The organism is Amycolatopsis pittospori (genome assembly GCF_013870525.1).
GTDB lineage: Bacteria > Actinomycetota > Actinomycetes > Mycobacteriales > Pseudonocardiaceae > Amycolatopsis > Amycolatopsis pittospori.
On record NZ_JACBXD010000015.1, the window covers coordinates 1 to 25,179 of the forward strand.

The following is a 25,179-nucleotide window of genomic DNA, read 5'->3' on the forward strand; positions in this document are numbered from 1 at the left end:
CACACGGCCGCGGTCAGCACCCCGAACAACCCGGCCGCGAGCACCAGCCCCGCGGCGGCCGACCACCAGCCGGCACCGGAACCGGCCGCGACCAACACGCCGGCCGGGAGCAGCAGAGCGGTGATCGCGAACTCCGCACCCAACGTGAGCGCGGCGAACAACCGGGTCCACCGCGCCGGGACGCCGAACGCGGGCACCGACGCCACGAACTCCGCGTAGGAGTCCTTACCCCGCACCTTGCCGGAAGCGGACACCAGCAGTACAAGTCCACAAAGGACCATCGCGAACACGGCCAGGTAACCCATCGCTCACCTCTGCCCGATCGGCCGGAGCACGACGCCGATCAGCGCGTCCGCCGGGATGTAGCCGAGCCGCCGGGAGTCGTTACTGCGCGCGGGGTTGTCGCCCAGCACCAGCAGGTTTCCCGCGGGGACGACGTCGCCGGGCACGGGGATCTGCGACGGGACGGGGTCTCCCGGCACCGCCACGGCGCGCTTCACCAGCCGCCCGGCCGTCGGGTCGCCCGGTTTGCCGGGGCCGCCCTGGACCACGACGACCTGCCCGGCCCGCACCCGCTCCAGCCGCGACCGCCGCACCAGCAGCCGGTCGCCGGCGACATACGTGGGCTCCATGCTCACCCCGTGCACCGTCACGACGATCAGCCGCCGCCGCAGCGTCACCAGCCACACGACGGCGGCGACGATCACCACGGTCACCGTCAACAGCACATACATCACTGGGACACCACCTCGTCGTAACCCGAAGCCTGCAGACGGAACAGCCGCGCGTACTCCCCGCCCGAGGCGATCAACTCGTCGTGCGACCCCAGTTCGGCGACCCGGCCTTCCGCGAGCACCGCGATCGCCGACGCGTCGCGGACGGCGCCGAGGCGGTGTGAGATCAGCACGCTGGTCGCGCCGTCACGGTGACGGCGCAGGCTGCTGTGCACTTCGTGCTCGGCTTCCGCGTCCAGTCCGGAACTCGGCTCGTCCAGGATCATCAGATCCCGGCGGTCACGCAGAAACGCCCGCGCCAGCGCGAGCCGCTGCCACTGACCACCCGACAGCAGCACACCCGTCTCCGGGTCCTCGCGGTCGGCTTCGTCGAAGAACATCCGGGAGAGAAACGTGTCGTAGCCCCGCGGCAGCCCGACCACGATGTCGTGCGCGCCCGCCCGCCGGGCCGCCGCGACGACCCGCTCCCGATCGTCCAGCACGGACACGTCGCCGAGTCCGATGTTCTCGGCGGCGCTGAGGTCGTAACACATGTAGTCCTGGAAGACCGCGCCGATCTTCGCGCGCAGCTCGTCGACCGCGACGTCCCGCAGATCCACGCCGTCCCAGAGGATCGCGCCGCGATCCGGGTCGTAGAACCGGCACAGCAGCTTGACCATCGTCGACTTCCCGGCACCGTTCAGCCCGACCAGGGCCAGCGCGTGTCCGTGCGGGATGGTGAGGTTCACGCCGCGCAGCACCCACGGCTGGTCCTCGGCGTAGCGGAACCAGACGTCGCGCAGTTCGATACCCGACTTCAGCGCCGGGATCCGCCGCGGCGAGGCCGGAACGGCGAGATCCGGGCCCTGTGACTCGATTTCTTCGTAGTGGTCGAACAACAAGGTCGAATGATGCGCCGAAGCCAGCCGGGCGACGAGACTCTGCAACGCCCCCTGCACCCCGCCGACGGACGCGACGAAGATGGCGATGTCCCCGAGTGAGAGCCTGCCGTGTGCCGCCAGCCAGGCGGCCCAAACGAGGCCACCGGCCGAAACCGCCGCCGTCAGCCCGGCCAGCAAGCCCTGCATCCGCGCGTCCCGGCGATCCTGACCTTCGACGACGGCGTGCGCGGCGGTCAGTTCGACGAGCATCCGCCGCCGGAACAGGTCGCCGAGCCCGAGCAGCCGCAATTCCTTCGCGGCGTCCAGACTCGCCAGCAGATCCGCGTAGAACACTTCGCGCCGCTCGGTGGGCGCGATCGACCACATGACGCGTGCCCTGGCGCGGCTCAACCGCAGGTTCGCGATCAGCGCGGGGAACGCCGCCGCGAGCACGATCAGGGCCATCCACACGTTGATCACCACCAGGGTCCCGAGGAACCCGCCCAGCGTGATGGCCGCTTGCACCGAACCGACCCCGTCGTCGACGAGCTGGCCCGGACCGCTGCGGCCGGTCTGCTGCGCGAGCCGGAGCTTGTCGCGGAATCGCGGATCCTCCATTCTCGCGATCCCGGCCAGTCTGCCCATCGCCCGGTAGAGCCGGTCCATCGTGACCACGGCGACCGCCCGGTCGAGCCGCTGCTTCAGGTACTCGGTACCGACCGGCAGCAGCCCCACCAGCAGCCCGGTGACCGCGAGCGCGACCGCCCACGGGAGCAGCGACAGCCAGACCTCGCCGGCGGCCAGCCCGTCGAGAAGCACCTTGGTGCACCACGCGGTCGCGATCGGGACGGCACCACCGAGCAGGGAAAGCACCATGTACAGCGGCGTCCCCACCGGGGCGGCCCGCCGGGTGAGGCGGACCGCCGACGCGAGCAGGCTCAGGACCCGGCGGGCGCCGAGGGAGGTGTTCACAGGGTGGCCGGCACCGGCAGGGCCGACATCTCCCACCCGCTGGCCAGCACGGTCCGGTCGCCGTCGACAAGGCACAGCGCGGGATAGCCGGAGGCGCCGAAGGCCTTGTGCACGGTGCCGCCGTCGAATTCGCGGATCACCTCGGCGACCTCGCCGAGCCGGACGACCATGTCGGCCGTCTCTTCCTCGCTCCCGGCCGCGATCGCGACGACCTTGCCTTCGAAGCGGGTGGCGTACTCGATGAACTGGGGCATCCGCTCCTTGCACGGTTCGCATCCCGGCGAGAAGAAGCCGACCAGGGCACGGGAACCCTCGATGTCCGCATTGGACAGCTCGGTGCCGCTGACCGTGGCGGCGCTGAAGTCGCCGATGGTGGCGCCCGCGGGCAGTGCGATGTCCGGTTCGTCGGCGGCCCGCTGTCGCACGGCCTTCAGGGTCTCGTTCTGCTCGCGCAGCCTCCGGATGATGCCGAAGCTGAGCAGCAGGTCCAGCACGCACAGGAGTCCGACGAGCACGACGGCGGCGGTCAGGATGGGCATGGTGTTCTCCAGTGGAGGAAGAGGGTCGGGCAGGATGCCGCGGGCGGCGGCCGGTGCTCGTGCGCCGGCCGCCGCCCGTGGTGTCGATCAGCCTCCGCAGGTCCGGTAGGCGTAACAGGCGCCGCAGAACTCCTTGCAGGCACCGTTCAGCGAGCAGTTGCGACGGAAGTCGCTGCGCTCGCGGCAGTAGCAGTGCTTGTAATACGGGTCCGGCGGGCAGCCGGCACCCACGTCCGCCTTGGCCACGAACACGCTCAGCAGCTTGTCGCTGAGGGATCCCACTGTCTTGCGCATGTTCCGCGCTCCTCACTTCCTCCGCGCCGGGCGGCGTCGGCAGCGCCCAACGTAGGAAAGGCCCGTACACGAACGCGGATAGCGGCGATACACGCGCCCGTGTATCGCTTGTGCCCCAACTCGGGATTGACGTCCGGCAAAGTCGAAGGTGATAGAACTGCCTTAAGGGGTCTCACGTTTCTGTCTCCAACTCTCGGGAGAGGTGTGAGTGTCGTCGATCGAGTTCAGGGTTCTGGGGAGGCTCGAGGTACACACCGAAGGCGGGACGATCGCGCTGGGATCGGCGAAACAGCGCAGTCTCCTGGCCGCGTTGCTGTTGCACCCCGGCCGGACCGTCCCGATCCGCAGGCTGATCCAGACGTTGTGGGGAGACGAACCGCCGCTTTCGGCGGTCGCCAACCTGCGCACCTACGCGAACCGGCTCCGGGGCGCCCTGCCGGGGGAACGCATCTCCGGCCGCGCCTCGGGCTACGAAATCCTGCTACGCCAAGGGGAATTGGATCTTCACGTCTTCGCCGAACGAGCCGGGACCGGACGCGTGGCGCTCGCGCGCGGTGACCACGCCGCCGCCGTCCGTCATCTCGGTGAAGCACTTTCCGCCTGCCGCGGCGCGGTGTTGGAAGATCTCGCCGACAACGAGGCACTCGCCGGATCGATCTCGCCGGTCGAAGAACTCCGCCTGTCGGTCACGGAAGACCATCTCGACGCCCGGCTCCGGCTCGGCGAGCACCGCGAGGTGATCGCGCCGCTGCGGGAGTTCGTCGCCGAACATCCGTTGCGGGAGCGGCCATGGGCGCATCTGATGACCGCCCTGTACCGATCCGGGGATCCCGCGGGGGCGCTGGCCGTCTACACCGACTGCCGTCGTGTGCTCGCGGATCGTCTCGGCCTGGAGCCGTCACCGGACCTCGCCAAACTGCACCGGGCGGTGCTCGACCGGGATCCGGGACTCACCGCGGTCTCCCCCGCCGCCGTCGTCACCGTCCCGGCCTCGACATCGGAAACAGCCGTCCCGCAAGAGCTTCCCGTGCGGTGCCGGTCGTTCGCCGGCCGGGCCGACATCGCCGCACGGCTCACCGCGCTACTCGTCGGAACCGGACGATCCGGACCGAAGGTCGCCGTGGTGCACGGCCCCTGCGGGATCGGCAAGAGCGCACTGGTGCTGGAGGTGGCACACCGGGTCGGCGCGCGGTTCCCGGGTGGACAGTTGTACGTCGACCTGAGCGTCGACGGTCCGGCTTCCCGGGTTCCGCCGCGGTTGCTGCGACATCTCGGCGTTCAGTCGTCGGACATCCCGTGGGCGGCGGACGAGGCGGCCGCCGTCCTGCGTTCGCAGCTCGCCCATCGCGCGGTGCTGCTGGTGCTCGACGGTGCGACCGAGTCCGCCGCGCTCCGCGCGCTGATCCCGGCGAGGGGCTCGTGCGCGGTGCTGATCACCGGCCGCTCGCCGTTGATGCTGGACGGCGCGGAGCACGTCGCACTCGGACGACTGTCCGATGAGGACGGACTGGACGTGCTCGCCGGACTGGCCGGAAGATCCAAGGTGGACGCCGATCCGGGTGCGGCGGCCGAGATCGTCCGGCACTGCCACGGGATCCCGGCGGCACTGCGGATCGCGGGCACCATCCTGGCCAACCGGCCGACCCGGCCGTTGTCGTGGCTGGCGCACCGGCTCGCCCCCGAGGAGAGCAGGCTGGACGAACTGGGTTTCGGCGGGGAATCCCTGCGGGCGCTGTACTCGTCGGCGTTCCGGCCGATCGCGGCGGGCAAGGATCCCTTGGCCGCGGCCGCGTTCCGCCTGCTCGGCAGACCCGGTTTCGAGGTGTGCCGCACCGGCCGGGCCGCTGCCATACTCGACACCTGCCCGTTGAAGGTCGAAGCGGCACTGGATCGCCTCGTCGATCTCGGGCTCGCCGAATGGGGCGAGGAGGACACCTACCGGCTGCCGCCGCTGATGCGCCTGTTCTCGGCCGAACTCGGCGCGATCGTCCCGGCCCAGCGAGCCGCGCTGTCCTGGTGATCACGGTACCGATCGATAACTTGCAGATTATCGATCGGCACCGTCTCCGGCGTTGATGAAGGTCGTCGCCCGGGAGATCCTTGTTCTGTCAGCGAGCCCGCTGAACACCGAAAACGAGGAGATCGCCACCATGTTCGACCCCATCCTGCTCCGGGCCGCCGACGCCGAGATCGTCAGTGACGCGCCGGGCAGCGACATCACGCTGCTGGCCGACTCGGACACCACCGACGGCGGCTTCACCACGAACCGCGCCACCCTGAAGCAAGGCGTCTTCGGCACTCCGGCACACTTCCACACCCGCGCGACCGAGTTCTTCTTCGTGCTCGAAGGAAAACTCCAGGTGCTCGTCGAAGAAACCCTGCACACGCTGGAGAAGGGCGACTTCCTCGCCGTGCCGCCGCGCGTACCGCACGCCTTCGGACCCGCCGCCGATTCCGACGCCGACGTCCTGGTCACCTTCACGCCGGGCATGGCCCGCTTCGACTACTACCGGCTCCTCGACCGGGTCGCCCGCGGCGAGGCCGATCCCTCGGAGATCGCCGCTTCGTCGAAGCAGTACGACAACCACTACGTCGACAGCCCGATCTGGCGCGCGGCCCGCGGCCAGTGAACGTCAGTCGATGACCGCGGTGGCCTCCACCTCGACCAGATGCTCGGGCACATCCAGTGCCGCGACGCCGATCAGCGTGCCCGGCGGGACCGGGGTGCCGCCCAGTTTGATGGCGGCCCGGTCCACCCCTTCGAGGAACAAGGCCAGTTTGTCCGGGGTCCAGTCGACGACGTAGACGGTCATCTTCGCGACGTCGTCGAAAGTGGCGCCGACCGCGGCGAGTGCGGTGGCGATGTTGAGATAACACTGTTCGACCTGCGCGGCGAGGTCGCCTTCGCCGACGGTGACGCCGTCCGCGTCCCAGGCGACCTGCCCCGCGAGGAAGACCAGCTTCGACCCGGTCGCGATCGAAACCTGGCGGTAGGCGGGGATCTCCGGCAACCCCGCGGGGTTCACCAGGGTGATGGCCATCTTTCGGCACTCCTTGCTCGTGGTCACTTGTGGTTACCCAGGAACTGTAGGAGAGTGTGCACCGAACTGGAAGAACGCACCTTTTCGTGACTGGGGAACCTGATGGTGACCAAGCAGCTCAGCGGCGACGCCGGCGCCGCGGACGACGCCGATCTGACGCGGGCGGACTCGCTCGCTCGCGAGATCTTCTCCGACGTCGCCAACAAATGGGCGCTCCTGATCATCGAGACGATCGGCGACGGGACGCTCCGGTTCACCGAACTACGGAACGGGATCGAGGGCATCAGCCACAAGATGCTCACCCAGAACCTGCGCATGCTGGAGCGCAACGGCCTGCTCGAGCGCACCGTCCACCCGACCGTCCCGCCGCGGGTCGAGTACACCCTCACCGAGGCAGGCCAAGGGTTGCGCGCGACGGTCGACGGGATGTGCGACTGGACGCAGCGCTTCCTCGGCCACATCGAGGGCGCCCGCCGCCGGTTCGACGCCCCTGTTAACGGTTAACGGCCTGACCAGGGCCTCGTCCGGTTCAATTCCGGGACCGCCGGATCTATGATCGTCCCCGGTGAACGTGGGGAGTCGTGATGACCGGATTCGAGCGGCCGCTGCCTGAGGGGTCGTTCGCCGGCGCGCTGCGCGAGGCCATCCGGGTACGCGGTCTCAGCCTGGAACGGCTACGCGATCACCTTCGCGCCCGAGGCATCTCGATCACCGCGGCGACGCTCAGCTACTGGCAGTCCGGGCGAAGCCGTCCGGAACGCCGCGATTCGGTGATGGCACTGCGCCATCTCGAGCAGGTGCTCGAAGTCCCGCCGGGCAGCCTGACGGGGTTGCTGGGCCCGCCGCGTGCCCGCGGCCGCTGGCCCGCCCGAGTCGACGGACTGCCGGAGATCGGCCGGTTCTGGCCGGACCGCACGCGGATCGACGCCGCCGTCAGCGGGGTCGACACCCGGTGGGACGAACGGCTGACACGGATCAGCCAGCACGACGTCGTCTCCGTCGGCCCCGGGCAGGAGGAACTCGAGTTCCGGTCGCGCCAGGTCCTGCGCGCCGAGGCCGACGGCCCGGACCGCTGGGTGGTGATCGTCCACATCGACGAGCACGACCGGCCCTTGCCGCGGTTGACATCTCTGCGGGGCTGTCGTCCCGGCAGAAGTGTGCACCGCCCCGAAGACGGCCTCATGGTCGTGGAACTGCTCTTCGAACGGCCGCTCGCGAAAGGCGAAACGGTCATCACCGAGCACTCCCTGTGCAACAGCGCCCCGTTCCCGCACGCGACGAACTACGAACGCAAATTCCGCCTGCCGGTCCGGGAATACGTGTTGGAGATCCGGTTCTCCCCCGACGTCCTCCCGGCACGATTCCGCCGCTATTCCGAACAGGACGGACAACCGGCGGAGTGGACGGAAGTCGCACCAGGCAGCGATTCCGTGCACGGCGTCGTGCTGAATTTCGGTCCGGGGCGTTTCGGATTCGATTGGGACTGGGACTCTTAAGTGTTAACGACTCGCGGGTCTGTAATTCCGCGAGGTCGGGGAATTACCGTCGGCGCACCTACTTTTCGAATCGAGGAGTGCGCATGCGACGGCACAGCGAAGTGCTTTCCTATCTGAGCCTGGTGGCCTTGGCCGCATGGGGACTCAGCCCGACGGCGCAGGCCGCGTCACCACCGTCCCCGGTCCACCCCGACGCGGAAGTGAACGGCGTGGCCGCCGCGTTCGGCTTGAGCACCTCCGCGGCGAAGTCCCAGCTCGCCGCCCAGGACGAGGCCCACCGGGTGGCCGCGGCACTCCCCGCCGGGCTGCGCGACCGAGCGGCCGGACAGTGGTTCGACGCCGCCTCCGGCAAGCTGGTCCTGGCCGTCACAAGCGCCGCCGACGCCGACGCGGCACGGGCCGGTGGCGCGGAAGCGCGGCTCGTCTCCCGCTCCAAGGCCGACCTCGACCGGACCGACGACGCCGTCCGCGCGCTCGTCGGCGACGGGGTCCCGGGCGTGTTCGGCTGGGGTGTCGACGTCCGCGGCAACGAGGTCGGCGTTTCGGTGGACCGCTCGCGCAAGACCGCCGAGACCGAGAGTTTCCTTTCCCAGGCCCGGAATCTCGGGGTGCGGATCACCGAAACCGGGTCCTCGCCGCGTCAGCAGGCGGGCACGATCCAGACCGGCAGCCCGTGGTGGCCGGGTAGCGAGAGCAACTGTTCGGTCGGCTTCGGCGCGACCGATTCCTCCGGTGCCAAGCACTTCCTCACCGCCGGGCACTGCACGAACGACCGTGACCAGGCCGCTTATGGCGCCTCGGGTCAGCAGAACCGGATCGGGACGTCGAACGTCGGCGGCTCGCGCAGCGTCAACGCCCGCGAAGGTGACATGGGCGTGGTCGCGGTGACGCAGCCCGGCTGGGAGCTTTCGGCCGCGGTCAACACCTGGGGCGAGCCCGCCGTCACCATCACCGGATCGGCCGAGGCCATGGTCGGCGACCGCGTCTGCCATTCCGGCAACACCTCGAAGTGGAAATGCGGCGAGGTGAAGTACACGCACAAGTCCGTCGACTACGGCGGCGGGCTGATCATCGAGGACCTCACCTGGACCACGGCGTGCTCGCTGGGCGGCGATTCGGGCGGCGGCTGGCTGCTCGGCACCAAGGCGGTCGGCCTGCACGACGGTGGCCCGTCGAAGTGTGTGGAGAACCCGAGCGACGGCGACATGTCCCTTTTCCAGCCGGTGATCGAAGCACTGAACAAGTGGAACCTCACGCTGGTGACCGGCGGCGGCAACGGCGACACGACGGCGCCGAGCGCGCCCGGCAACGCGAGGACCACCGGCACGACGTCGAACAGCGTCTCGCTGGCGTGGGACGCGGCGACGGACAACGTCGGTGTCGCGGGTTACGACGTCTACAACGGCTCCACGCTGGCGACGTCCGTGGCCGGAACGAGCGCCACGGTCAGCGGCCTCACCCCGGACACGTCGTACGCGTTCACCGTGAAGGCGCGTGACGCGGCGGGCAACGTGTCGCCCGCGAGCGGTGTCGTATCCGCCAAGACGCAGCCGGGCAGCGGCGGCGCCCGGACGCTGAGCAACGACGCCGACTTCCAGATCCGGGACTATCAGCAGGTGTTCAGCCCGGTCACCTCGACGCTCAGCGGACAGGCGGCGACGTCCCTCGGCGTCTCCGTGACGATCCGGCACACCTGCGCCGAAGACCTCGGCATCACTCTGCTCGACCCGAAGGGCAAGGCGTACGGGCTCAAGTACAGCGGCGGCTCGGCGTGCACGGCCTGGAACGGTGCGAAGACGTTCTCGGTGCCCGGCGCCTCGTCCCCGGCCGGCGGCAAGTGGCAGCTGCGGATCACCGACTACGGCCCCGGTGACACCGGCGTTCTGGACACCTGGTCGCTGACGCTTTAAGGCGAGGGAAGGATCGGGGTCGTGAGTGGCAATGACGGTTCTAACCGTCCTTACCACTCACGACCCCCTTGTCCGACCGGCCGTCTCGCGTGAGTGGCGGGACGGCACACGTGATCAGACGGACGGCGCGCGTGACTGGCGGGACGACTCGCTGCGCGACCGGGCCACGCAGCGAGTCGTCCCTCTGGACACGCGCGCCGTCCGTCCCATCACGTGTGCCGTCCGTCTGATCACGTGTGCCGTCCGTCTGATCACGCGTGCCGTCCACTCCGGTCACACGCGCCTAGCCCGTGGACCTCTACGGCAGCCGCACGACCCGCAGGAAAGCCGGCAGCACCCAAGGCCGTGGACCGCCCACGACGATCTTCCGTGTCAGCGCCGAACGCACCTTCCCGACGCGGTGGAAAAGCATCAGGTTCAGCGACGGCGGATCGAACGAGATCCGCGCGTCGACCGGGCCACCAGGTTCCTCGACGGTGACGCGGCCCCGGTGGAGCACCAGCACCACGGGCGACGTGTACGCCGACCGGAAGGCCACGGCGATCCGCCGCTCGTGCGGCGGCTCGTCGGTGTCGAGCAGGTGACCCGTGTCGTTGCTCAGCACACCCACCAGGAACAGATCGAAGAACAACGCCGCGTCCTCCGGCGGCATCGTCCACGGGAGTTTCAGCGCGCGGGCGATGTCCCAGCCGTGGATCTGCAGTTCGTTGACCAGGTGCGCGAGGACTCCGGCCAGCGGTACCCGCGAGTCACCGAGCCAGCCCAGCGGGGTCGCCGGGTCGGCGTCCTCGGTCACTCGCAGCACTTCGTCGATGTCAGCGAGCAACCCTTTCACCAGCACGCCGATGTCGCGTTCGGGAAAGTCGCTCAACACCAAGGCGTTCAGTACGGAAACGGTGTCCACAGTGGTCTTCGCGACCTGCTCCCGACCGCGTGCTTCCAGTACCGATTCGCCGTCCGGGCGGACCAGCGACGTGTACATCTTCGCGATCATCGCGACGTGGGCGACGGTGTCGGCCACCGTCCAGTCGGCGGTGACCATCGCGCGCGGATCCGGAACGCCGGTCACCAATTCGGCGAACCGGGCTCCCGTCACCCGATAGGCGCGCCGTACCGAACGCCACCGGTCCGCTGAGATCTCCCTGGCCACAGTGCGATTTTGCCTTGCCACAGCCGGAAATCCGTCCTCTCCCGTGCGGATTCCGGGTCCGCTCAGAGCGAAGTGACCGTACTCACTACGGAAATCGACGTGACACGACGCGACCGTCACAGGCAGACTGCAGGGGTATCCGCCACGCCTTCACCGCCACCGTTGCCGGCGTGAGGGCGGCCCCACGCGCGCGCGTCCTTCCAGGAGCTCACCACAGATGACCGAAACCCTGCCCAAGTCCACTTCCGACCAGGAAAGAGCACCGGCGAGCCCCGGGCTCCTGATCGGTGTGCTGGTCCTTTCGGCGTTCGTGATGATCCTCAACGAGACGATCCTGAGTGTCGCGCTGCGTGACCTGACCGTCGACCTCCGGGTCCCGACGACCACGGTCCAGTGGCTGACCAGCGGCTTCCTGCTCACGATGGCGGTCGTCATCCCGACCACCGGCTTCCTGCTCGAACGCTTCACCCCGCGCCAGGTCTTCCTCGCGTCCCTGACCCTGTTCAGCCTCGGCACCCTGGTCAGCGCCGTCGCCCCCGGCTTCACCCTCCTGCTGGTCGGCCGCGTCATCCAGGCGTGCGGTACGGCGGTCATGCTGCCGCTGCTGATGACCACGGTGATGCGCCTGGTCCCGGTGGAGAAGCGCGGCGCCACGATGGGCACGATCACCATCGTCATCGCGGTCGCCCCCGCCATCGGCCCGACCATCGGCGGCGCGGTGCTGTCCTCGCTGGGCTGGCGCTGGATGTTCTGGATCGTGCTGCCGCTCTCGATCGCGGCCCTGGTGGTCGGCGCGCTGCGGCTGAGGCTGGACAGCGACACCCGCAAGGTGCCGCTCGACGTGCTCTCGGTGTTCCTGTCGGCGATCGGTTTCGGCGGCGTCCTGTACGGCCTGTCGGTGTCCGGCGAGTCGGCGGGCGGTCACCAGCCGGTGCCGCCGTGGGCGCCGATCGTCGTCGGGGCCGTCGCGCTCGTCGTGTTCACCTGGCGTCAGTTGCAGTTGCAGCGGCAGGACCGCGCGCTCCTGGACCTGCGGCCGTTCACCCATCGCAGCTTCGTCGTCTCGCTGATCCTGACGGCGCTGCTGTTCATGTGCCTGATCGGCGCCGCGGCGATCCTTCTGCCGCTGTACCTGCAGACCGTCCTGCACACCAGCACGTTCGTCAGCGGCCTGGCCGTCCTGCCGGGCGGTCTGGTCCTCGGTCTGCTCGGCCGCCCGGTCGGCGCGCTGTTCGACCGCTTCGGCGCTCGTCCGCTGGTCATCCCCGGCGCGGCCGCGATGGCGATCTCGCTGTGGCTGTTCGCCCTGCTCGGCCCGGGGTCGCCGCTGGTCGCGGTCATCGCGATCCACGTCCTCCTGATGGCCGGACTCGGCCTGATGATGACGCCGCTGATGACCGAATCCCTCGGTTCGCTGCCCGATCACCTGTACTCCCATGGCAGCGCGATCCTCTCCACCCTGCAGCAGGTCGCCGGCGCGCTCGGTACCGCGGTGTTCATCGCGGTGGCCACGGCGAGCACGGTCACGGCCGGGGCGACCAGCCCCGACGCGACGGGTATCCGCACCACGTTCATGGTCGCCGGCGGGGTCGGGCTGGCCGCGTTCATCGGGTCGCTGTTCGTCCGGAAGAGCACCGGCGCCAAGGCGGTCACCGCACACCACTAGGACCGCTTCACCGAGCGCCCGCCGTCGCCTCCGCCGGAGGCCCGGCGGGCGCTCGTCGTTTGACGACCTTCCGGCCGTAGGCGATGGCGGGTTGTTCGACCCATCGGCGAAGCGCGCAGGCGATGAGCAGCGCGACGACCGTGGTCACCGCCGCCTTGGCGAGGCCGCTGGGGAGCACCCAGCCCGAAACCCCGGCGGCGCCGGTCTGGGCGAGGTAGAGGGCGTACGAACGGTCACCGACGAACGTCAACGGCCTGCTCGAAAGCAGACCGCGGACCGGGCCGGGCGACACGACGGCCACGAGCAGCAGCGCCGAACCCGCCGCGTAGACCGGGACCACGAACTGCCAGTGCCCGCCGAGCGCCTTCGCCAGCGGCCCGACGGAGAACTGAAACACGACGAAGCCGCAGCCGATCGCCGTCGCGACAGCGGGGCTGGTCAGCGGCCGGAACACCGCGAACCCTCGGGGATGGTGCAGCACCATCGCCAGCAGACAGCCGATCACCAGCGAGCAGTAGTGCACCGAAAGGCTCGCCCAGGTGTGCGACGGCGCCAGCGGCAACGCGAACAGCACGACGCCGAGCACCGCCGACGCTCCGAACAGCAGCCGCAACGCCGTCTTCCCAGTGCGCGCGAACGACGTGAGCACCAGCAACGCGGGCCAGACGAGGTAGAACTTCTCCTCCACCCCGAGCGACCACGACGTCGGATACGGCGTGTTGAAGTCGACGAGTTCGTTGCCGAAGACGAGGTAGTACGGCATGGCGTCGGCGAGCCTGCTGCTCTGGTAAGTCCCACCGAGGATCACCGCGACCGTCGTCAGCGCCAGGAGCAGGAAGTACACCGGCAGGATCCGGAAGGACCGGCGGAGGTAGAACTCGCGCAGGTCGATCCGGCCGGTACGACCCTCTTCGCGCAGGGCCAGCGTCGTGATGAGGAACCCGGAAAGCACGAAGAACAACTGGACGGCGATCCAGCCCTGCAGACGGTCTGTGACATGCCCGCCGTAGTGGAAGAACACGACGGCGACAGCGGCGAGCGCGCGCACGCCGGTGAGCCCGGGGAACCAGGACGACGCCAGGTAGTCGGTGTGGCTGAGCGGCCGCCACCAGGCGCGGCGTGGGAGAACGGACGACATGGCCCGTAGGTTCGGGCCCGGACGCTGAACCGAAGCTTAAGGAAGCTGAAGACGTCTTCAGCTTCGCGGATCGGCCGACGGCAGCCGGACGACGACGCGGGCGCCACCCTCGTGATCGGCGATCTCGACGGTGCCGCCGTGGGCTCGCGCGATGTCGGCGACGATCGCCAGACCGAGGCCGGCGCCGCCTTCGTCGCGGGCACGGCCGTCGTCCAGCCGCACGAACCGGTCGAACACGCGCTCACAATCCTCCGGCGGGATGCCGGGACCGTCGTCGGTGACCGTCAGCACACCGAAGCCGTCCACTGTGGACGCCGAGACGACGACACCGGTTTCGGTGTGACGCTGCGCGTTGTCCACGAGATTGCGAAGCAGGCGTTCGAGCCGCCCACGGTTGCCGAGGACCACCGGCGAACCTTCGACCTCCGCCCGCACACCCTGGCGTCCGGAGAGACACGATTCGACCACTTCGGACAGCCGGACCGGCTTGAGCCGCTCCGGTTCCGCGTTGTCCAGTTTTCCGAGCAGCACGAGATCGGCGACGAGATCCTGCAGCCGGGTGATGTCCAGGAGCGCGTTCTCGCAGGCTTCGCGCCAGTCCAGCCGGTTCGGATGCGCGAGCAGCACCTCCAGTTGCGTCCGCAGCGAAGCCAGCGGCGTGCGGAGTTCGTGCGACGCGTCGGAGGTGAACCGGCCCTGCCGCGTGACGGCGGTGTCGAGGCGGGCGAGCATCGTGTTCATCGTCGCCGCGAGACTCGCGATCTCGTCACGGCTGCCGGGCTCCGGGACGCGGCGGGAGAGATCGTGCGCGCCGATGTCCGCGACCTCCGCGCGGATCGCCTCGACCGGCCGCAGCGACCGGCGCACCGCGAGCCACGCGATCACACCGATCAGCAGCGCGATCACCGGGACTCCGGCGAACAGCGTCATCCGCACCGAATCGAGCGCCGCCTGCCCGGCGTCGTCCACCCTCGATGCGGCATAGATCGTGTACTTGCTGTCCCCGCTCGACACCCAGGCGACGTGCACACGGAGCCCTTCTTCATCGACGTTGGCTCCGAGCACCGGGGCACATCCGACGGATTCCCGAAGAGACAGGTCGATCTCGTACGGCTTGAGGGTCCTCACGTACTCATCGCGGCCCCAATCGCCTTCCGGGGCGAGGGAAGCCGAGCGCAGCCCAGGACAGGAGGCCATCCTGGCGATCGGCTCACGACGGACCACCTCGTAGATCGAGTCTCGGACGAGCATCGGCAGATCGGCGGGAGCGGCACCGGTGTTCAGCAACTGGACGATCGCGTCCGCCCGCGCCCTCGCGACCTGCGCCGCGCCGTCTTCCAGCCTGTCCTGGGCATCGAGCACCAGCCATGCCGAAACCACCGCGAGCGCGATGATCGATGCCAGGAACGCGGTCACCGCGACGCGGATGCGGGTCGTCCGCAGGAACCTAGGCACCGGACACCACGTGGTACCCGGCGCCGCGTACCGTCCGGATCGTCTCGGCACCGAACGGCAGGTCGATCTTCCGTCGCAGGGCGCTCATGTGCACCTCCACCAGGTTCGCGGTGGCCGACGCCGCGAAATCCCACAGGTTCTCGAGCAGCTCGGCCTTGGTGACCACCTCGCCCTGCCGTTTCATCAGGTAGGCCAGCAACGCGAACTCCTTGGTGGTCAACGAGATCTCGGCGCCACCGCGACGACAGACGTGACTCGCCTGGTCGAGTTCCAGATCGCCGAGCCGCAGCGTGCCCGGCCGCGTCGCTCCCCCGCGCCGGATCAGCGCCCGCAACCGTGAAAGCAGGACACCGTAGGAAAACGGCTTCGGCAGGAAGTCGTCGGCGCCGGTGTCCAGCGCCTCGATTTCGTCGTCCTCGCCGTCTTTCGCGGTCAGCATGAGGATCGGGGTGGCGTCGCCGCGCTCGCGCAGTTTGCGGCAGACGACGTAACCGTTGAGCCCCGGCAGCATGATGTCGAGGATCATCGCGGAATACGGATGTTCGCCGGCGTACCAAAGCGCGTCGCGGCCGTTGTGCGCGACGTCGACGGCGTATCCCTCGGCGCTCAGTCCGGCGCGCAGCGATTCGGCCAGCCGTCGCTCGTCCTCCACGAGCAAGATCCTCATCGGCACACGATCCCATACGGCCGGGCACAATTGCCCTCATGGCAGGGTGAACCCGCTGCCACCATCCGGGCATGCCCGCCAACCGCCGCCGCGGAGCGCTGCTTGTGGCGCTCGCCGTCACCGCCATCGCCGGCTGCTCCTCCGAACCGGAACCGCCGCCGAACTACCGCCTCCGAGGTGACGCGTGCACGGCGGTGAATCCCGCGGAGTTCGAAGCGCTGACCCGTGCCACGCCGACGAAAACGCCGAGCAAACTCGTCACGGGACTCGACGGCGGGAACTGCGACATGGAGTTCGACGGTTCCGGCGGCTACGCCAAGCTGACGACGTTCATCGCGATCCACACGTCCGGGGAGGCCGCCGCCAGGGCGATGTACGACGATTTCCGCAAGAACGACGGCGAACGATCGGGCCCGGGTACCGACCTCACCGTCACCGATGTCGAAGGCCTCGGCACGGCGGCGTACCTCTATCGCCAGCACGACGACGCGAAGCCGTGGGCGGTGAACGAACTCTGGCTCTACAAGTACCTCGTCCGGCACGGCTCGCTGGTGCTCACGGTCAACGGGAGCGGATACGCCCGGGAGGCGGGCGGCTGGCCCGCCACGGAAGAGGACCTGAAGGCCAAGGTCCGGAAAGTCACCGAAGACACCATGAAGACGCTCAAGGGCTGATCGCCGCCAGGGCTGTCCAGGGGAAGGCACCGCGTCCGTCAGGCGGAGTCCTCCCCTGGGCGGCCTAGTTCTTTCGTCGCTTTCTGGGAGCGATCCCACATCCCGGACCCGCCGACCTTGTCATGTCCGGTTCCTCCCCCTACGGTCACCATGGGAGCGCTCCCAGACATCGGATTCCGGTCGCAAGGAGGCGACGCATGAGATTCCGCAGAAAAGGTCTTTCGGCACCCCTGGCCATCACCGCGGTACTCGCGATGGTCGGGGTACCGGTGGTCTTGGGCTCCAGCGCCCAAGCCGCGCCGGGCTGCAAGGTCGACTACACGATCACCAACCAATGGGACACCGGTTTCGGCGCCACCGTGACCGTCACCAACCTCGGCGACCCGATCAGCGGCGGCTGGACGCTGGAGTGGGACTTCCCCGGAAACCAGCGGGTGCAGCAGGGCTGGAACGGGACGTTCGGCCAGCAGGGCACGCGCGTGACGGTCCGCGACGCGGGCTGGAACGGCTCACTGGGCACCGGCGGCACCGTTTCCCCCGGCTTCAACGGGAGTTTCTCGGGCACCAACGCGAAACCCACGGTGTTCACCCTGAACGGCACCACCTGCACCGGCTCCACCACCCCGACCACCACGACCTCCCCGACCACCTCCTCCCCCACCACCACGACCACGACGCCGGGCCCGGGCGGCCCCAAGGCGGACAACCCGTACGCCGGTGCCGGCGTCTACGTGAACCCGGAATGGTCGGCGAAGGCCGCCGCCGAACCGGGCGGCAGCCGGATCGCGAACCAGCCCACCGGGGTCTGGCTCGACCGGATCGCCGCGATCGCGGGCACGAGCACCAGCCGCGGACTGCGCGGGCATCTCGACGAAGCCCTGCTCCAGGCCGCGGGCAAACCGCTGGTCGTCCAGCTGGTGATCTACAACCTGCCCGGCCGGGACTGCGCCGCGCTCGCCTCGAACGGCGAACTCAAGGCGGACGAACTGTCCCGGTACCAGACGGAGTACATCGACCCGATCGCCGCGATCCTCGCCGACGCGAAGTACTCGGCGTTGCGCGTGGTGACCGTGATCGAGATCGACTCGCTGCCGAACCTGGTCACCAACGTGACGCCACGGGCCACGGCCACGCCCCAGTGCGACGTCATGAAGGCCAACGGGAACTACGTCAACGGGGTCGGCTACGCGCTCTCGAAGTTCGGGCCGATCCCGAACGTCTACAACTACATCGACGCGGGACACCACGGCTGGCTCGGCTGGGACGACAACCTCGCCCCCTCCGCGGCGCTCTTCGCGCAGGCAGCGCGGACCGCCGGCAGCACGCCGGCCTACGTCCACGGGTTCATCGCGAACACCGCGAACTACGGCGCCCTCAAGGAGCCGTACTTCACCGTGAACGATTCCGTCGGCGGGACTTCGGTGCGGACGTCGAAGTGGATCGACTGGAACCGTTACGTGGACGAACTCTCCTACGCCAAGGCGTTCCAGGAGGAAGCCGTCCGGGCCGGATTCCCTTCGGACGTCGGGATGCTCATCGACACCTCCCGCAACGGTTGGGGCGGCAGCGCCCGGCCGACCGGTGCCGGTCCGTCCACCACCGTCGACGCCTACGTGAACGGCGGCCGGACCGATCGCCGGATCCACCTCGGCAACTGGTGCAACCAGTCGGGCGCGGGCATCGGCGAACGCCCCAAGGCGGCACCCGAAGCCGGTATCGACGCCTACGTCTGGATCAAGCCGCCGGGCGAGTCCGACGGTGCCAGCAAGGAGATCCCGAACACCGAGGGCAAGGGTTTCGACCGGATGTGCGACCCGACCTACACCGGTAACCCGCGGAACCAGAACAACCTCTCCGGGGCGCTTCCCGACGCGCCGCTCTCCGGGCACTGGTTCTCCGCACAGTTCCAGGAGCTGATGAAGAACGCGTACCCGGCACTGTAGGACGTCGGGTCGTGAGTGGCGATTCGGGTTAGAACCCGAATCGCCACTCACGACCCGTGTCGCGTGCCGCCGCTCGGCCCCGGTCTCGGGGCAGGCGTTGCGAAAGCCACTTTCGCAACCTTCAATGTTGCGAAAGTGGCTTTCGCAACATTGTCACCCGGCGGACCGGGAGTGCGCGACGGTCAGGCCTCGGTATGCCCCAGGAGCGGCCGGGCCACGAACCGCGCCTCCGGCTCCAGCATCGTGTCGAGTTCGAGCACGACGACGTCGTTCCGCCCGGCGCGCACCACCGGGCCCGGTACGTACAACGTCCTTTGTGGACCCCGTCGCCAGTAGCGGCCGAGCAGGAATCCGTTGATCCAGACCATGCCCTTGCCCCAGTGCCCGGTGTCGAGGAAGAGGTCGGTGGGCTCGTCGAGATCGAATCCGCCCCGCACCACGACCGGTCCGGAGATCGGTCCCGGCGGGGCGTCGTCGGCGGACTCTTCCGGCAGGAGACCGGGGAGCGCGGCGAGGTCGATCGGGACGACTTCCCAGCCCTTCAGCGGTTCACCGTGCAGCCGTGCGCCGCCGACGATCCCCTTGGGCTCCCCGATCCGCTCCCCGTAGTTGACCCTCCCCTGGTCTTCCACCAGTACCAGGAGTTCACCGCGTGCCCGGGGCAGCCGGACCGCCCGGTCGTGGTGTTCCCGCAGCAGGGTGCCGACGCGGTCGCCGTCGAAGAACACCGTCGCCTGGTCGCGCACCTCGCAAAACGTCAGCACGCCCGCGGTGGAGGCATCGATCGTCGTCCGCAGGAAGGCCAGCCGCGGGGTCGGGGTCAGCTCGTCGAAGGCGGGCAGCCGCTCGTGGACCTGCGCGGTCCCCCAGCGGCGCGGCGAATCGAGCAGCGAGACGGGATCCCGCAGCGGCGCGGTCGGCGTCGGGGCCGGACGTGCCTCGGGCGGGACGCTGTCGGGCACCTTCTGATAGCGCGCGATCACCTCACGGAACGCGTGGTATTTCGCCGTCGGATCGCCGGCTTCGTCGAGCGGGGCGTCGTAGTCGTAGGACGTGACCAGTGGCTGGTAGACGCCCTTGTCGTTGGCACCGTTGGTGAGCCCGAAGTTCGTGCCGCCGTGGAACATGTAGAGGTTGACCGAGGCACCGGCCGCGAGCAGCGCGTCGAGGTCGGCCGCCGAGTCGGCGACCGACGTGGTGTGGTGATGCGCGCCCCAGTGGTCGAACCAGCCGTTCCAGAACTCACTGCACATCAGCGGTCCGGTGGGCTGATGCTCGCGCAGGGTCTTCAGGCGTGCGGTGCTCTGCGATCCGAACGACGCCGTCCGGTGCAGCACCCCGTCGAGACCGCCGTTCGCCAGCATCTCGTGCGTCGGCTGGTCCACTGTGGTCAGGGGGACGGTGATCCCGGCGGCGCGGGTGTAATGCGTCAGCGCGGCCAGGTACCGCTTGTCGTCCCCGAAGGCGCCGTACTCGTTCTCGACCTGGACGAGCAGGACCGGGCCGCCCCGGTCGATCTGGTGCGGCGCGACCACGCGGAACACGTCGTCCAGATAGCCGCGGACGGCGGTGAGGTACTTCGGCTCGAAGTGCCGGACACGGAGTCCGGGATCCCGCAGCAGCCAGGTCGGCAGGCCGCCGTTGTCCCATTCCGCGCAGATGTACGGTCCGGGGCGGACGATGGCGTACATCCCGGCGTCGGCGATCAGCCGGAGGAAGCGGTCGAGGTCCAGGCCGCCGGTGAGGTCGAATTCGCCGGGTTCCGGTGAATGCGCGTTCCAGGCGACGTAGGTCTCGATGGTGTTGAGGCCCATCCGGCGGGCCTTGTCGATCCGGTCGGCCCACTGGTCCGGGTGGACGCGGAAGTAGTGCAGGGCCCCGGAAATGATCTGGAACGGCTTCCCGTCGAGCAGGAAGTCGGTCTCCCCGATGCTGAACTCAGGCATCCCGGACCACCGCCGAGGCCAGCCGGAGCGCGGTCCAGGAAAGGGGTGGGAGCGTGGCGGTGATGGTGGTTCCTTCCGGGTCGTGCTCGGCCGTCACCCCGGGCAGCGGGACGGGCCGAACGGGCTCTGTGTTGACGCAGTTCTTGAGGTGACGGTCGTGGCCCGCGATCGTCCACGTCCCGTAGGGCGTCAGCCGTGCGCCGCGGACGCGGATCCTCACCTCGGTCGCCGACTCGGTCGCGCGGTTGGTCAGGAACAGCGCGCAGTGGCCGTTCTCGTCGAAGGTCGCCGCCGCGTCGACGACGTCCACCCGGCCGTGAAGTCCGGTGTGGACGGTGTCGCCCGTGACGGCCAGCCGCAGACTGTTCCCCTTGGCGAGCATGGAAACGAGGCTGAACGGGTGGAACGTCGTCTGCCGCCAGGCCCCGCCGCCGGGTTCGGTCCGGATCGGTGCGATGACGTTGACCAGTTGCGCCTGGTTCGCCATGGTCACACGATCGACGTTGCGCACCAGGGACGCGAGCAGCGAGCCCACGACGACGGCGTCGGTGACGGTGTAGTCGTCCTCGATGATCGGCGGATGCTCGCGCCAGCCGCCCGCGATCAGTTCGTGTTGTTCGACGTCGTTCCAGTGCCGCTGGTCCCAGACGTTCCACTCGTCGACGCTGATGCCGATCTTCTTGTCCAGCCCCGCTTTCACCAGGACGTCGTCGATGATCCCGGCGGCGGTGCGGACATAGCCGTCGAGTGCGGCGGCGCTGGCCAGGTAGCTCGCGACGTCGCCGTCGTGCTCCTGGTAGTAGGCGTGCAGGGAGATGTGGTCGACCAGGGCCGCGGTGTGCTCCAGGACGGTGCGCTCCCAGTGGCCGAACGTCGGCATCTCCTGGTTGGAACTTCCGGCGACGACCAGTTCGACGCCGGGGTCTATCATCCGCATGACCCGCGCGGTTTCGGCGGCGAGCCGGCCGTACTCGTCGGCCGTCTTGTGCCCGATCTGCCAGGGCCCGTCCATCTCGTTGCCGAGGCACCACAGCTGGAAGCCGAACGGACGGTCGGCGCCGTTCGCGCGCCGCCGCTCGCTCAGTTCCGTACCGCCGGGGTGGTTGCAGTATTCGAGGACGTCGGCCGCTTCCTGGATGCCACGGGTGCCGAGGTTGACCGCGTACATCACCTCGACGTCCGCCGCTTCGGCCCACGCGGCGAATTCGTGCAGGCCGAAGCGATGGGATTCGACGCTGTGCCACGCGGGATCCAGCCGGACGGGCCGCCGGTCCACCGGACCGACCCCGTCCTCCCAGCGGTGCGCCGAGACGAAGTTCCCGCCCGGATAGCGGACGACGGACGGCCCGAGTTCGCGCACCAGGCCGAGAACGTCGCCCCGGAAGCCGCGATCGTCCGAAGTGGAGTGTCCCGGTTCGAAGATGCCGGTGTACACGGCCCGCCCCATGTGCTCGACGAAGGAGCCGAACAGCCGGCGCGGAACCGCGCCGGCCACGTCCGAGACGTCGGCTTCGATCTGGATGCCCACACTCACCCCGCGCTGACGGTGAAGCCCTGCTGGTTGCCGTAGTCCACGAGCGCCTGTTGCCAGGCGTTCAGCCCGGCGTCGAGCGAGGTGCCGTTGAGATAGGCCTTGCCGACGGTGTCGCTGAAGACGCTGTTGGCGTAGGTCTGGTAAGGCAGGTAGGTCCAGCCCTTCGCGACGTTCTTCGACGCCTCGTTGAGCACCTGGTTGATCTTCTGCCCGCCGAAGTACGGGTTGGCCTCGTCGAGGAAGGCGGGCGAGTTCAGGTCGGCGGTGGTGGCCGGGAAACCGCCGCTGGCGATGAACGGCTTGACTCCGTTGCCGTGGTTGAGCCAGCGGACGAACGCCGCCGCGAGCGCCGGGTTGCCGCTCTGCTTGAGCACCGACTGCGTGCTGCCACCGTTCTCCGCGGTGACCGGCCGGCCGTCATAGGTCGGCATCGGCGCCACTGCCCACTTGCCCGCGCCGCCGGGTACCGAGGACTTGAAGTTGCCCGGCATCCAGGCACCGGTCACGAGCGAGGCGATGGTGCCGTCGCCGAGGGCGCGGAACCAGTCGTCGGACCACTCCTTGATCGGGGCGAGCAGTTTGCCCTCGACCAGCTGGTTCCAGGTGGCCGTCCACTTCTTGGTGCCCTCGTCGGCCAGGTTGATCTTGACGTTCCGGCCGTCGGCGGTGAACGGCTTCCCGCCCGCCTGCCAGATCATGCTGGTGGCGAAGCCGGGGTCGCCCGTGTCGGAGGTGATGTACTTGCCGGGGTCGGCCGCGTGCAGCTTCCTGGCCGCGGCGGCATACTCGTCCCAGGTCTTCGGCACGGCGATGCCGTTGGCGTCGAAGACTTCTTTGTTGTAGAAGAGCGCCATCGGACCGGAGTCCTGCGGGAGGCCGTATAGGCCGTTATTCACCCGGACGCTGGACCAGGTCGAGGGCGAATAGTCCTTTTCGAACGCGCCGAAACCGTACTGGTCGAGGTTGGCGAGCGAGTCGGTCAGCGCGAACTGCGGCAGCGCGTAGTACTCGATCTGAGCGACGTCGGGGCCGCCCGAACCTGCCTTGATCGCGTTCTGCAGTTTGGTGTACTGCTCCTTGTTGGTGCCCGCGTTGACGTAGTCGACCTTGACGTTCGGGAATTCCTTCTCGAACGCGGCCACCTGGTCCTTGGCCGACGGGGTCCAGCTCCAGTAGGTGATCGTGCCGCCCGCCTTGAGCGCGGCGTCGACCGAGTCCTGCGTCCCGCCGACGGCGGCCGGGCCGCTCGCCCCGGACGAACAGCCGACGGCCAGTGCTGCGGCCAGCGTCACGGCGGCGGCCGCCCTGACGCTTCTACGGATCCGTGACATCGAGTGTCCTTTCACGACGGTGGGGAGGGCTATTGCTTGACGCTGCCGGCGCTCAGACCGGACTGCCAGTAGCGCTGCATGAACAGGAAGGCCAGGACGAGCGGGACGATCGTGATCAGCGAACCGGTCAGCACCAGGTGATAGACCGGCTGGGCGCCGGCCCCGGAGGCCTGCGCGCTCCACTGGTTGAGCCCGACGGTGAGCGGATACCACTTCGGTTCGCTGAGCATGATCAGCGGCAGGAAGTAGTTGTTCCAAGTGGACACCACGGTGAACAGCGCGACCGTCACGATCCCGGGCGCCAGCTGCCGCAGGGTCACCGTGAGGAAGATCCGGATCTCCCCCGCGCCGTCGATGCGTGCCGCTTCCAGCAACTCGTCGGGAATGGCCTCGGAGGCGTACACCCAGATCAGGTAGAGACCGAACGGGCTGATCAGCGACGGGATGATGATGGCCAGCGGGGTGTTGGTGAGGCCGAGTTTGCTGAACATCAGGAACGTCGGCACCGCGAGCGCGGTACCGGGGACGGCGACCGCGCCGAGGACGACCGCGAACACCGCGCGGCGACCGGGAAAACGGTACTTCGCCAGGCCGTAGCCCGCGGCGGTGGCGAGCAGGGTCGCTCCCCCGGCCCCGACCACGACGTAGAGCAGCGTGTTCCCCAGCCAGCGCAGGAAGATCCCGTTGTCGTAGGTGAACGTCTCGCCGATGTTCTCGAACAGCGCGAACGGTCCGCCGAAGGCCAGGCCGGAGGTGGTGAACAACGAAGACTGCGTCTTGGTCGCGTTGATGATCAGCCACACCAGCGGTACGAGCGTGTAGATCAGGAACAGCGCCATGACCGCCGTGAGGACTCGCGATTTCCGCGGCCGCGTCACCGAGAACGTCGCCATCACATCCCCTTCCGGGAGCCGCGCAGCTGCACGACGTAGGCGATGACCGCGGTGATCACGCCCATCACGATCGCGACGGTGGCGGAGTAGTTGTACTGCTGCCCGCCGAAGGAAAGGTTGTAGGCGTACATGTTCGGCGTGTAGAAGGTGCCGATCACGTTGGGCGCCAGGGTGCGCATGATGTTCGGCTCGTTGAACAGCTGGAAACTGCCGATGATCGAGAAGATCGTGGCGATCACGATCGCCCCGCGCAGCGCGGGCAGCTTCACGCTCAGGATGGTGCGGAACGCGCCCGCGCCGTCGATCGCCGCGGCCTCGAACTGCTCCTTGGGGATCACCTTGAGCGCGGAGTAGAAGATCAGCATGTTGTACCCGGTGAACTCCCAGGTGACGACGTTGCCGATGGACGCGAGCATCCAGTTGTCCGACAACGGTTTCACCACGTCGCGGCCGAGCAGGTGATTGAGATCGGCGGCGAGTCCGAAGTGGTCTCCGTAGATGAAGCCCCACATCAGCGCGGCGACCACGGCGGGTACCGCGTAGGGCAGGAAGATCACGACCCGGAAGAAGCCGGACGCGTGCAGCCGGGCGCTGTCGATCGCCAGCGCCGCGATCAGCGCGAGCAGCAGCATGATCGGCACCTGCACGGCGAGGAACACCAGCACCCGCTGGAAGGAGTCCCAGAACTTCGGGTCGGCGAGCACCTGCGCGTAGTTGTCCACGCCGACGAACGTCGTGCCACCGAAGAAGGCCTGGTCGCGGAAGAGGCTGAGGACGAACGCGTAGACGATCGGCGCCAGGAACTCCAGGGCGAACACGAGCATGAACGGGGCGACGAAAAGCCAGCCACGCCAGTTGCGGCGGGGGCGGCGCGCGGTGACCGCGCGGCGTGGCGGCGCCTCGGCGGGCGCGACCGCTGTGGACGTCATCGTCCCT

Annotated in this window: 23 protein-coding genes; 8 read left to right on the plus strand and 15 right to left on the minus strand. The window is 68.8% G+C overall.

What is annotated here, in order from left to right; translation table 11 throughout:
- The 5 genes from H5J31_RS11030 to H5J31_RS11050 form a co-directional block, all read right to left on the minus strand.
- The coding region (locus H5J31_RS11030; RefSeq protein WP_207897860.1) for a MauE/DoxX family redox-associated membrane protein at nucleotides 1-305 on the minus strand (305 nt) is incomplete at its 3' end.
- A 3-nt stretch (nucleotides 306-308) separates the two neighbouring features.
- Nucleotides 309-734: a S26 family signal peptidase gene (locus H5J31_RS11035; RefSeq protein WP_181772412.1), complete on the minus strand. Its 426-nt coding sequence runs from the start codon at nucleotides 732-734 to the stop codon at nucleotides 309-311.
- Entirely contained in the window at nucleotides 734-2,566 is a 1,833-nt protein-coding gene (locus H5J31_RS11040) for an ABC transporter ATP-binding protein (RefSeq protein WP_181772413.1), read from the minus strand. The genes H5J31_RS11035 and H5J31_RS11040 overlap by 1 nt, the downstream gene beginning before the upstream one ends.
- Nucleotides 2,563-3,105 (minus strand): TlpA family protein disulfide reductase, encoded by a 543-nt coding sequence (locus tag H5J31_RS11045; protein ID WP_181772414.1) that lies wholly within the window; start codon nucleotides 3,103-3,105, stop codon nucleotides 2,563-2,565. The genes H5J31_RS11040 and H5J31_RS11045 overlap by 4 nt, the downstream gene beginning before the upstream one ends.
- 87 nt (nucleotides 3,106-3,192) lie before the next feature.
- The gene (locus tag H5J31_RS11050) at nucleotides 3,193-3,399 is read right to left on the minus strand and encodes a hypothetical protein (protein WP_181772415.1); all 207 of its coding nucleotides are present in this window, start codon (nucleotides 3,397-3,399) and stop codon (nucleotides 3,193-3,195) included.
- A gap of 208 nt (nucleotides 3,400-3,607) precedes the next feature.
- On the opposite strand from H5J31_RS11050, the gene H5J31_RS11055 reads away from it, so the two are divergent.
- On the plus strand, nucleotides 3,608-5,419 hold the full coding sequence (locus tag H5J31_RS11055) for an AfsR/SARP family transcriptional regulator (RefSeq protein WP_181772416.1): 1,812 nt from the start codon (nucleotides 3,608-3,610) through the stop codon (nucleotides 5,417-5,419).
- 130 nt (nucleotides 5,420-5,549) lie between these two features.
- Entirely contained in the window at nucleotides 5,550-6,029 is a 480-nt protein-coding gene (locus tag H5J31_RS11060) for a cupin domain-containing protein (protein WP_181772417.1), read from the plus strand.
- A 3-nt stretch (nucleotides 6,030-6,032) separates the two neighbouring features.
- Here H5J31_RS11060 and H5J31_RS11065 read toward each other — a convergent pair whose 3' ends face one another.
- On the minus strand, nucleotides 6,033-6,440 hold the full coding sequence (locus H5J31_RS11065; RefSeq protein ID WP_181772418.1) for a RidA family protein: 408 nt from the start codon (nucleotides 6,438-6,440) through the stop codon (nucleotides 6,033-6,035).
- 102 nt (nucleotides 6,441-6,542) lie between these two features.
- Between H5J31_RS11065 and H5J31_RS11070 the strand changes: the two genes are divergently transcribed.
- The 3 genes from H5J31_RS11070 (at nucleotide 6,543) to H5J31_RS11080 (ending at nucleotide 9,846) form a co-directional block, all read left to right on the plus strand.
- Nucleotides 6,543-6,944 carry a winged helix-turn-helix transcriptional regulator gene (locus tag H5J31_RS11070; RefSeq protein WP_181772419.1) on the plus strand — a complete coding sequence of 134 codons (402 nt, stop codon included), beginning with the start codon at nucleotides 6,543-6,545 and terminating at the stop codon, nucleotides 6,942-6,944.
- Nucleotides 6,945-7,024: 80 nt separating this feature from the next.
- The gene (locus tag H5J31_RS11075; protein WP_181772420.1) at nucleotides 7,025-7,936 is read left to right on the plus strand and encodes a helix-turn-helix domain-containing protein; all 912 of its coding nucleotides are present in this window, start codon (nucleotides 7,025-7,027) and stop codon (nucleotides 7,934-7,936) included.
- 83 nt (nucleotides 7,937-8,019) lie between these two features.
- A complete protein-coding gene (locus H5J31_RS11080) occupies nucleotides 8,020-9,846 on the plus strand; it encodes a proprotein convertase P-domain-containing protein (RefSeq protein WP_181772421.1) in 1,827 nt (608 codons plus the stop codon).
- A 298-nt stretch (nucleotides 9,847-10,144) separates the two neighbouring features.
- Here H5J31_RS11080 and H5J31_RS11085 read toward each other — a convergent pair whose 3' ends face one another.
- Nucleotides 10,145-10,996, minus strand: coding sequence for a maleylpyruvate isomerase N-terminal domain-containing protein (locus H5J31_RS11085; RefSeq protein ID WP_328701450.1), 852 nt, complete (start codon nucleotides 10,994-10,996; stop codon nucleotides 10,145-10,147).
- A gap of 217 nt (nucleotides 10,997-11,213) precedes the next feature.
- Between H5J31_RS11085 and H5J31_RS11090 the strand changes: the two genes are divergently transcribed.
- On the plus strand, nucleotides 11,214-12,662 hold the full coding sequence (locus H5J31_RS11090; RefSeq protein ID WP_181772422.1) for a DHA2 family efflux MFS transporter permease subunit: 1,449 nt from the start codon (nucleotides 11,214-11,216) through the stop codon (nucleotides 12,660-12,662).
- A gap of 7 nt (nucleotides 12,663-12,669) precedes the next feature.
- Here the strand turns inward: H5J31_RS11090 and H5J31_RS11095 are convergent, their stop codons facing one another.
- The 3 genes from H5J31_RS11095 to H5J31_RS11105 are packed head-to-tail and all read right to left on the minus strand — an operon-like array spanning nucleotide 12,670 to nucleotide 15,922.
- The gene (locus H5J31_RS11095; RefSeq protein ID WP_181772423.1) at nucleotides 12,670-13,800 is read right to left on the minus strand and encodes an acyltransferase family protein; all 1,131 of its coding nucleotides are present in this window, start codon (nucleotides 13,798-13,800) and stop codon (nucleotides 12,670-12,672) included.
- 57 nt (nucleotides 13,801-13,857) lie between these two features.
- On the minus strand, nucleotides 13,858-15,255 hold the full coding sequence (locus H5J31_RS11100) for a sensor histidine kinase (protein ID WP_181772424.1): 1,398 nt from the start codon (nucleotides 15,253-15,255) through the stop codon (nucleotides 13,858-13,860).
- The gene (locus tag H5J31_RS11105) at nucleotides 15,248-15,922 is read right to left on the minus strand and encodes a response regulator transcription factor (protein WP_181772425.1); all 675 of its coding nucleotides are present in this window, start codon (nucleotides 15,920-15,922) and stop codon (nucleotides 15,248-15,250) included. The genes H5J31_RS11100 and H5J31_RS11105 overlap by 8 nt, the downstream gene beginning before the upstream one ends.
- 71 nt (nucleotides 15,923-15,993) lie before the next feature.
- On the opposite strand from H5J31_RS11105, the gene H5J31_RS11110 reads away from it, so the two are divergent.
- On the plus strand, nucleotides 15,994-16,596 hold the full coding sequence (locus tag H5J31_RS11110; protein WP_181772426.1) for a hypothetical protein: 603 nt from the start codon (nucleotides 15,994-15,996) through the stop codon (nucleotides 16,594-16,596).
- Nucleotides 16,597-16,793: 197 nt separating this feature from the next.
- On the plus strand, nucleotides 16,794-18,539 hold the full coding sequence (locus tag H5J31_RS11115) for a glycoside hydrolase family 6 protein (RefSeq protein ID WP_207897861.1): 1,746 nt from the start codon (nucleotides 16,794-16,796) through the stop codon (nucleotides 18,537-18,539).
- Nucleotides 18,540-18,721: 182 nt separating this feature from the next.
- Here H5J31_RS11115 and H5J31_RS11120 read toward each other — a convergent pair whose 3' ends face one another.
- From H5J31_RS11120 to H5J31_RS11140, 5 genes are read right to left on the minus strand one after another with little or no spacing between them, the layout of a single operon-like run.
- Nucleotides 18,722-20,485: a glycoside hydrolase family 35 protein gene (locus tag H5J31_RS11120; protein ID WP_181772427.1), complete on the minus strand. Its 1,764-nt coding sequence runs from the start codon at nucleotides 20,483-20,485 to the stop codon at nucleotides 18,722-18,724.
- Nucleotides 20,478-22,013, minus strand: a complete 1,536-nt coding sequence (gene arfA / locus H5J31_RS11125) for an arabinosylfuranosidase ArfA (RefSeq protein ID WP_328701451.1) — start codon at nucleotides 22,011-22,013, stop codon at nucleotides 20,478-20,480. Before arfA ends, H5J31_RS11120 begins: the two co-directional genes overlap by 8 nt.
- Nucleotides 22,014-22,015: 2 nt before the next feature.
- Entirely contained in the window at nucleotides 22,016-23,350 is a 1,335-nt protein-coding gene (locus tag H5J31_RS11130) for an ABC transporter substrate-binding protein (protein ID WP_181772428.1), read from the minus strand.
- Nucleotides 23,351-23,379: 29 nt separating this feature from the next.
- Entirely contained in the window at nucleotides 23,380-24,243 is an 864-nt protein-coding gene (locus tag H5J31_RS11135) for a carbohydrate ABC transporter permease (RefSeq protein WP_181772429.1), read from the minus strand.
- Entirely contained in the window at nucleotides 24,243-25,172 is a 930-nt protein-coding gene (locus H5J31_RS11140) for a carbohydrate ABC transporter permease (RefSeq protein ID WP_181772430.1), read from the minus strand. Before H5J31_RS11140 ends, H5J31_RS11135 begins: the two co-directional genes overlap by 1 nt.
- Between the last annotated feature and the right edge of the window lie 7 nt (nucleotides 25,173-25,179).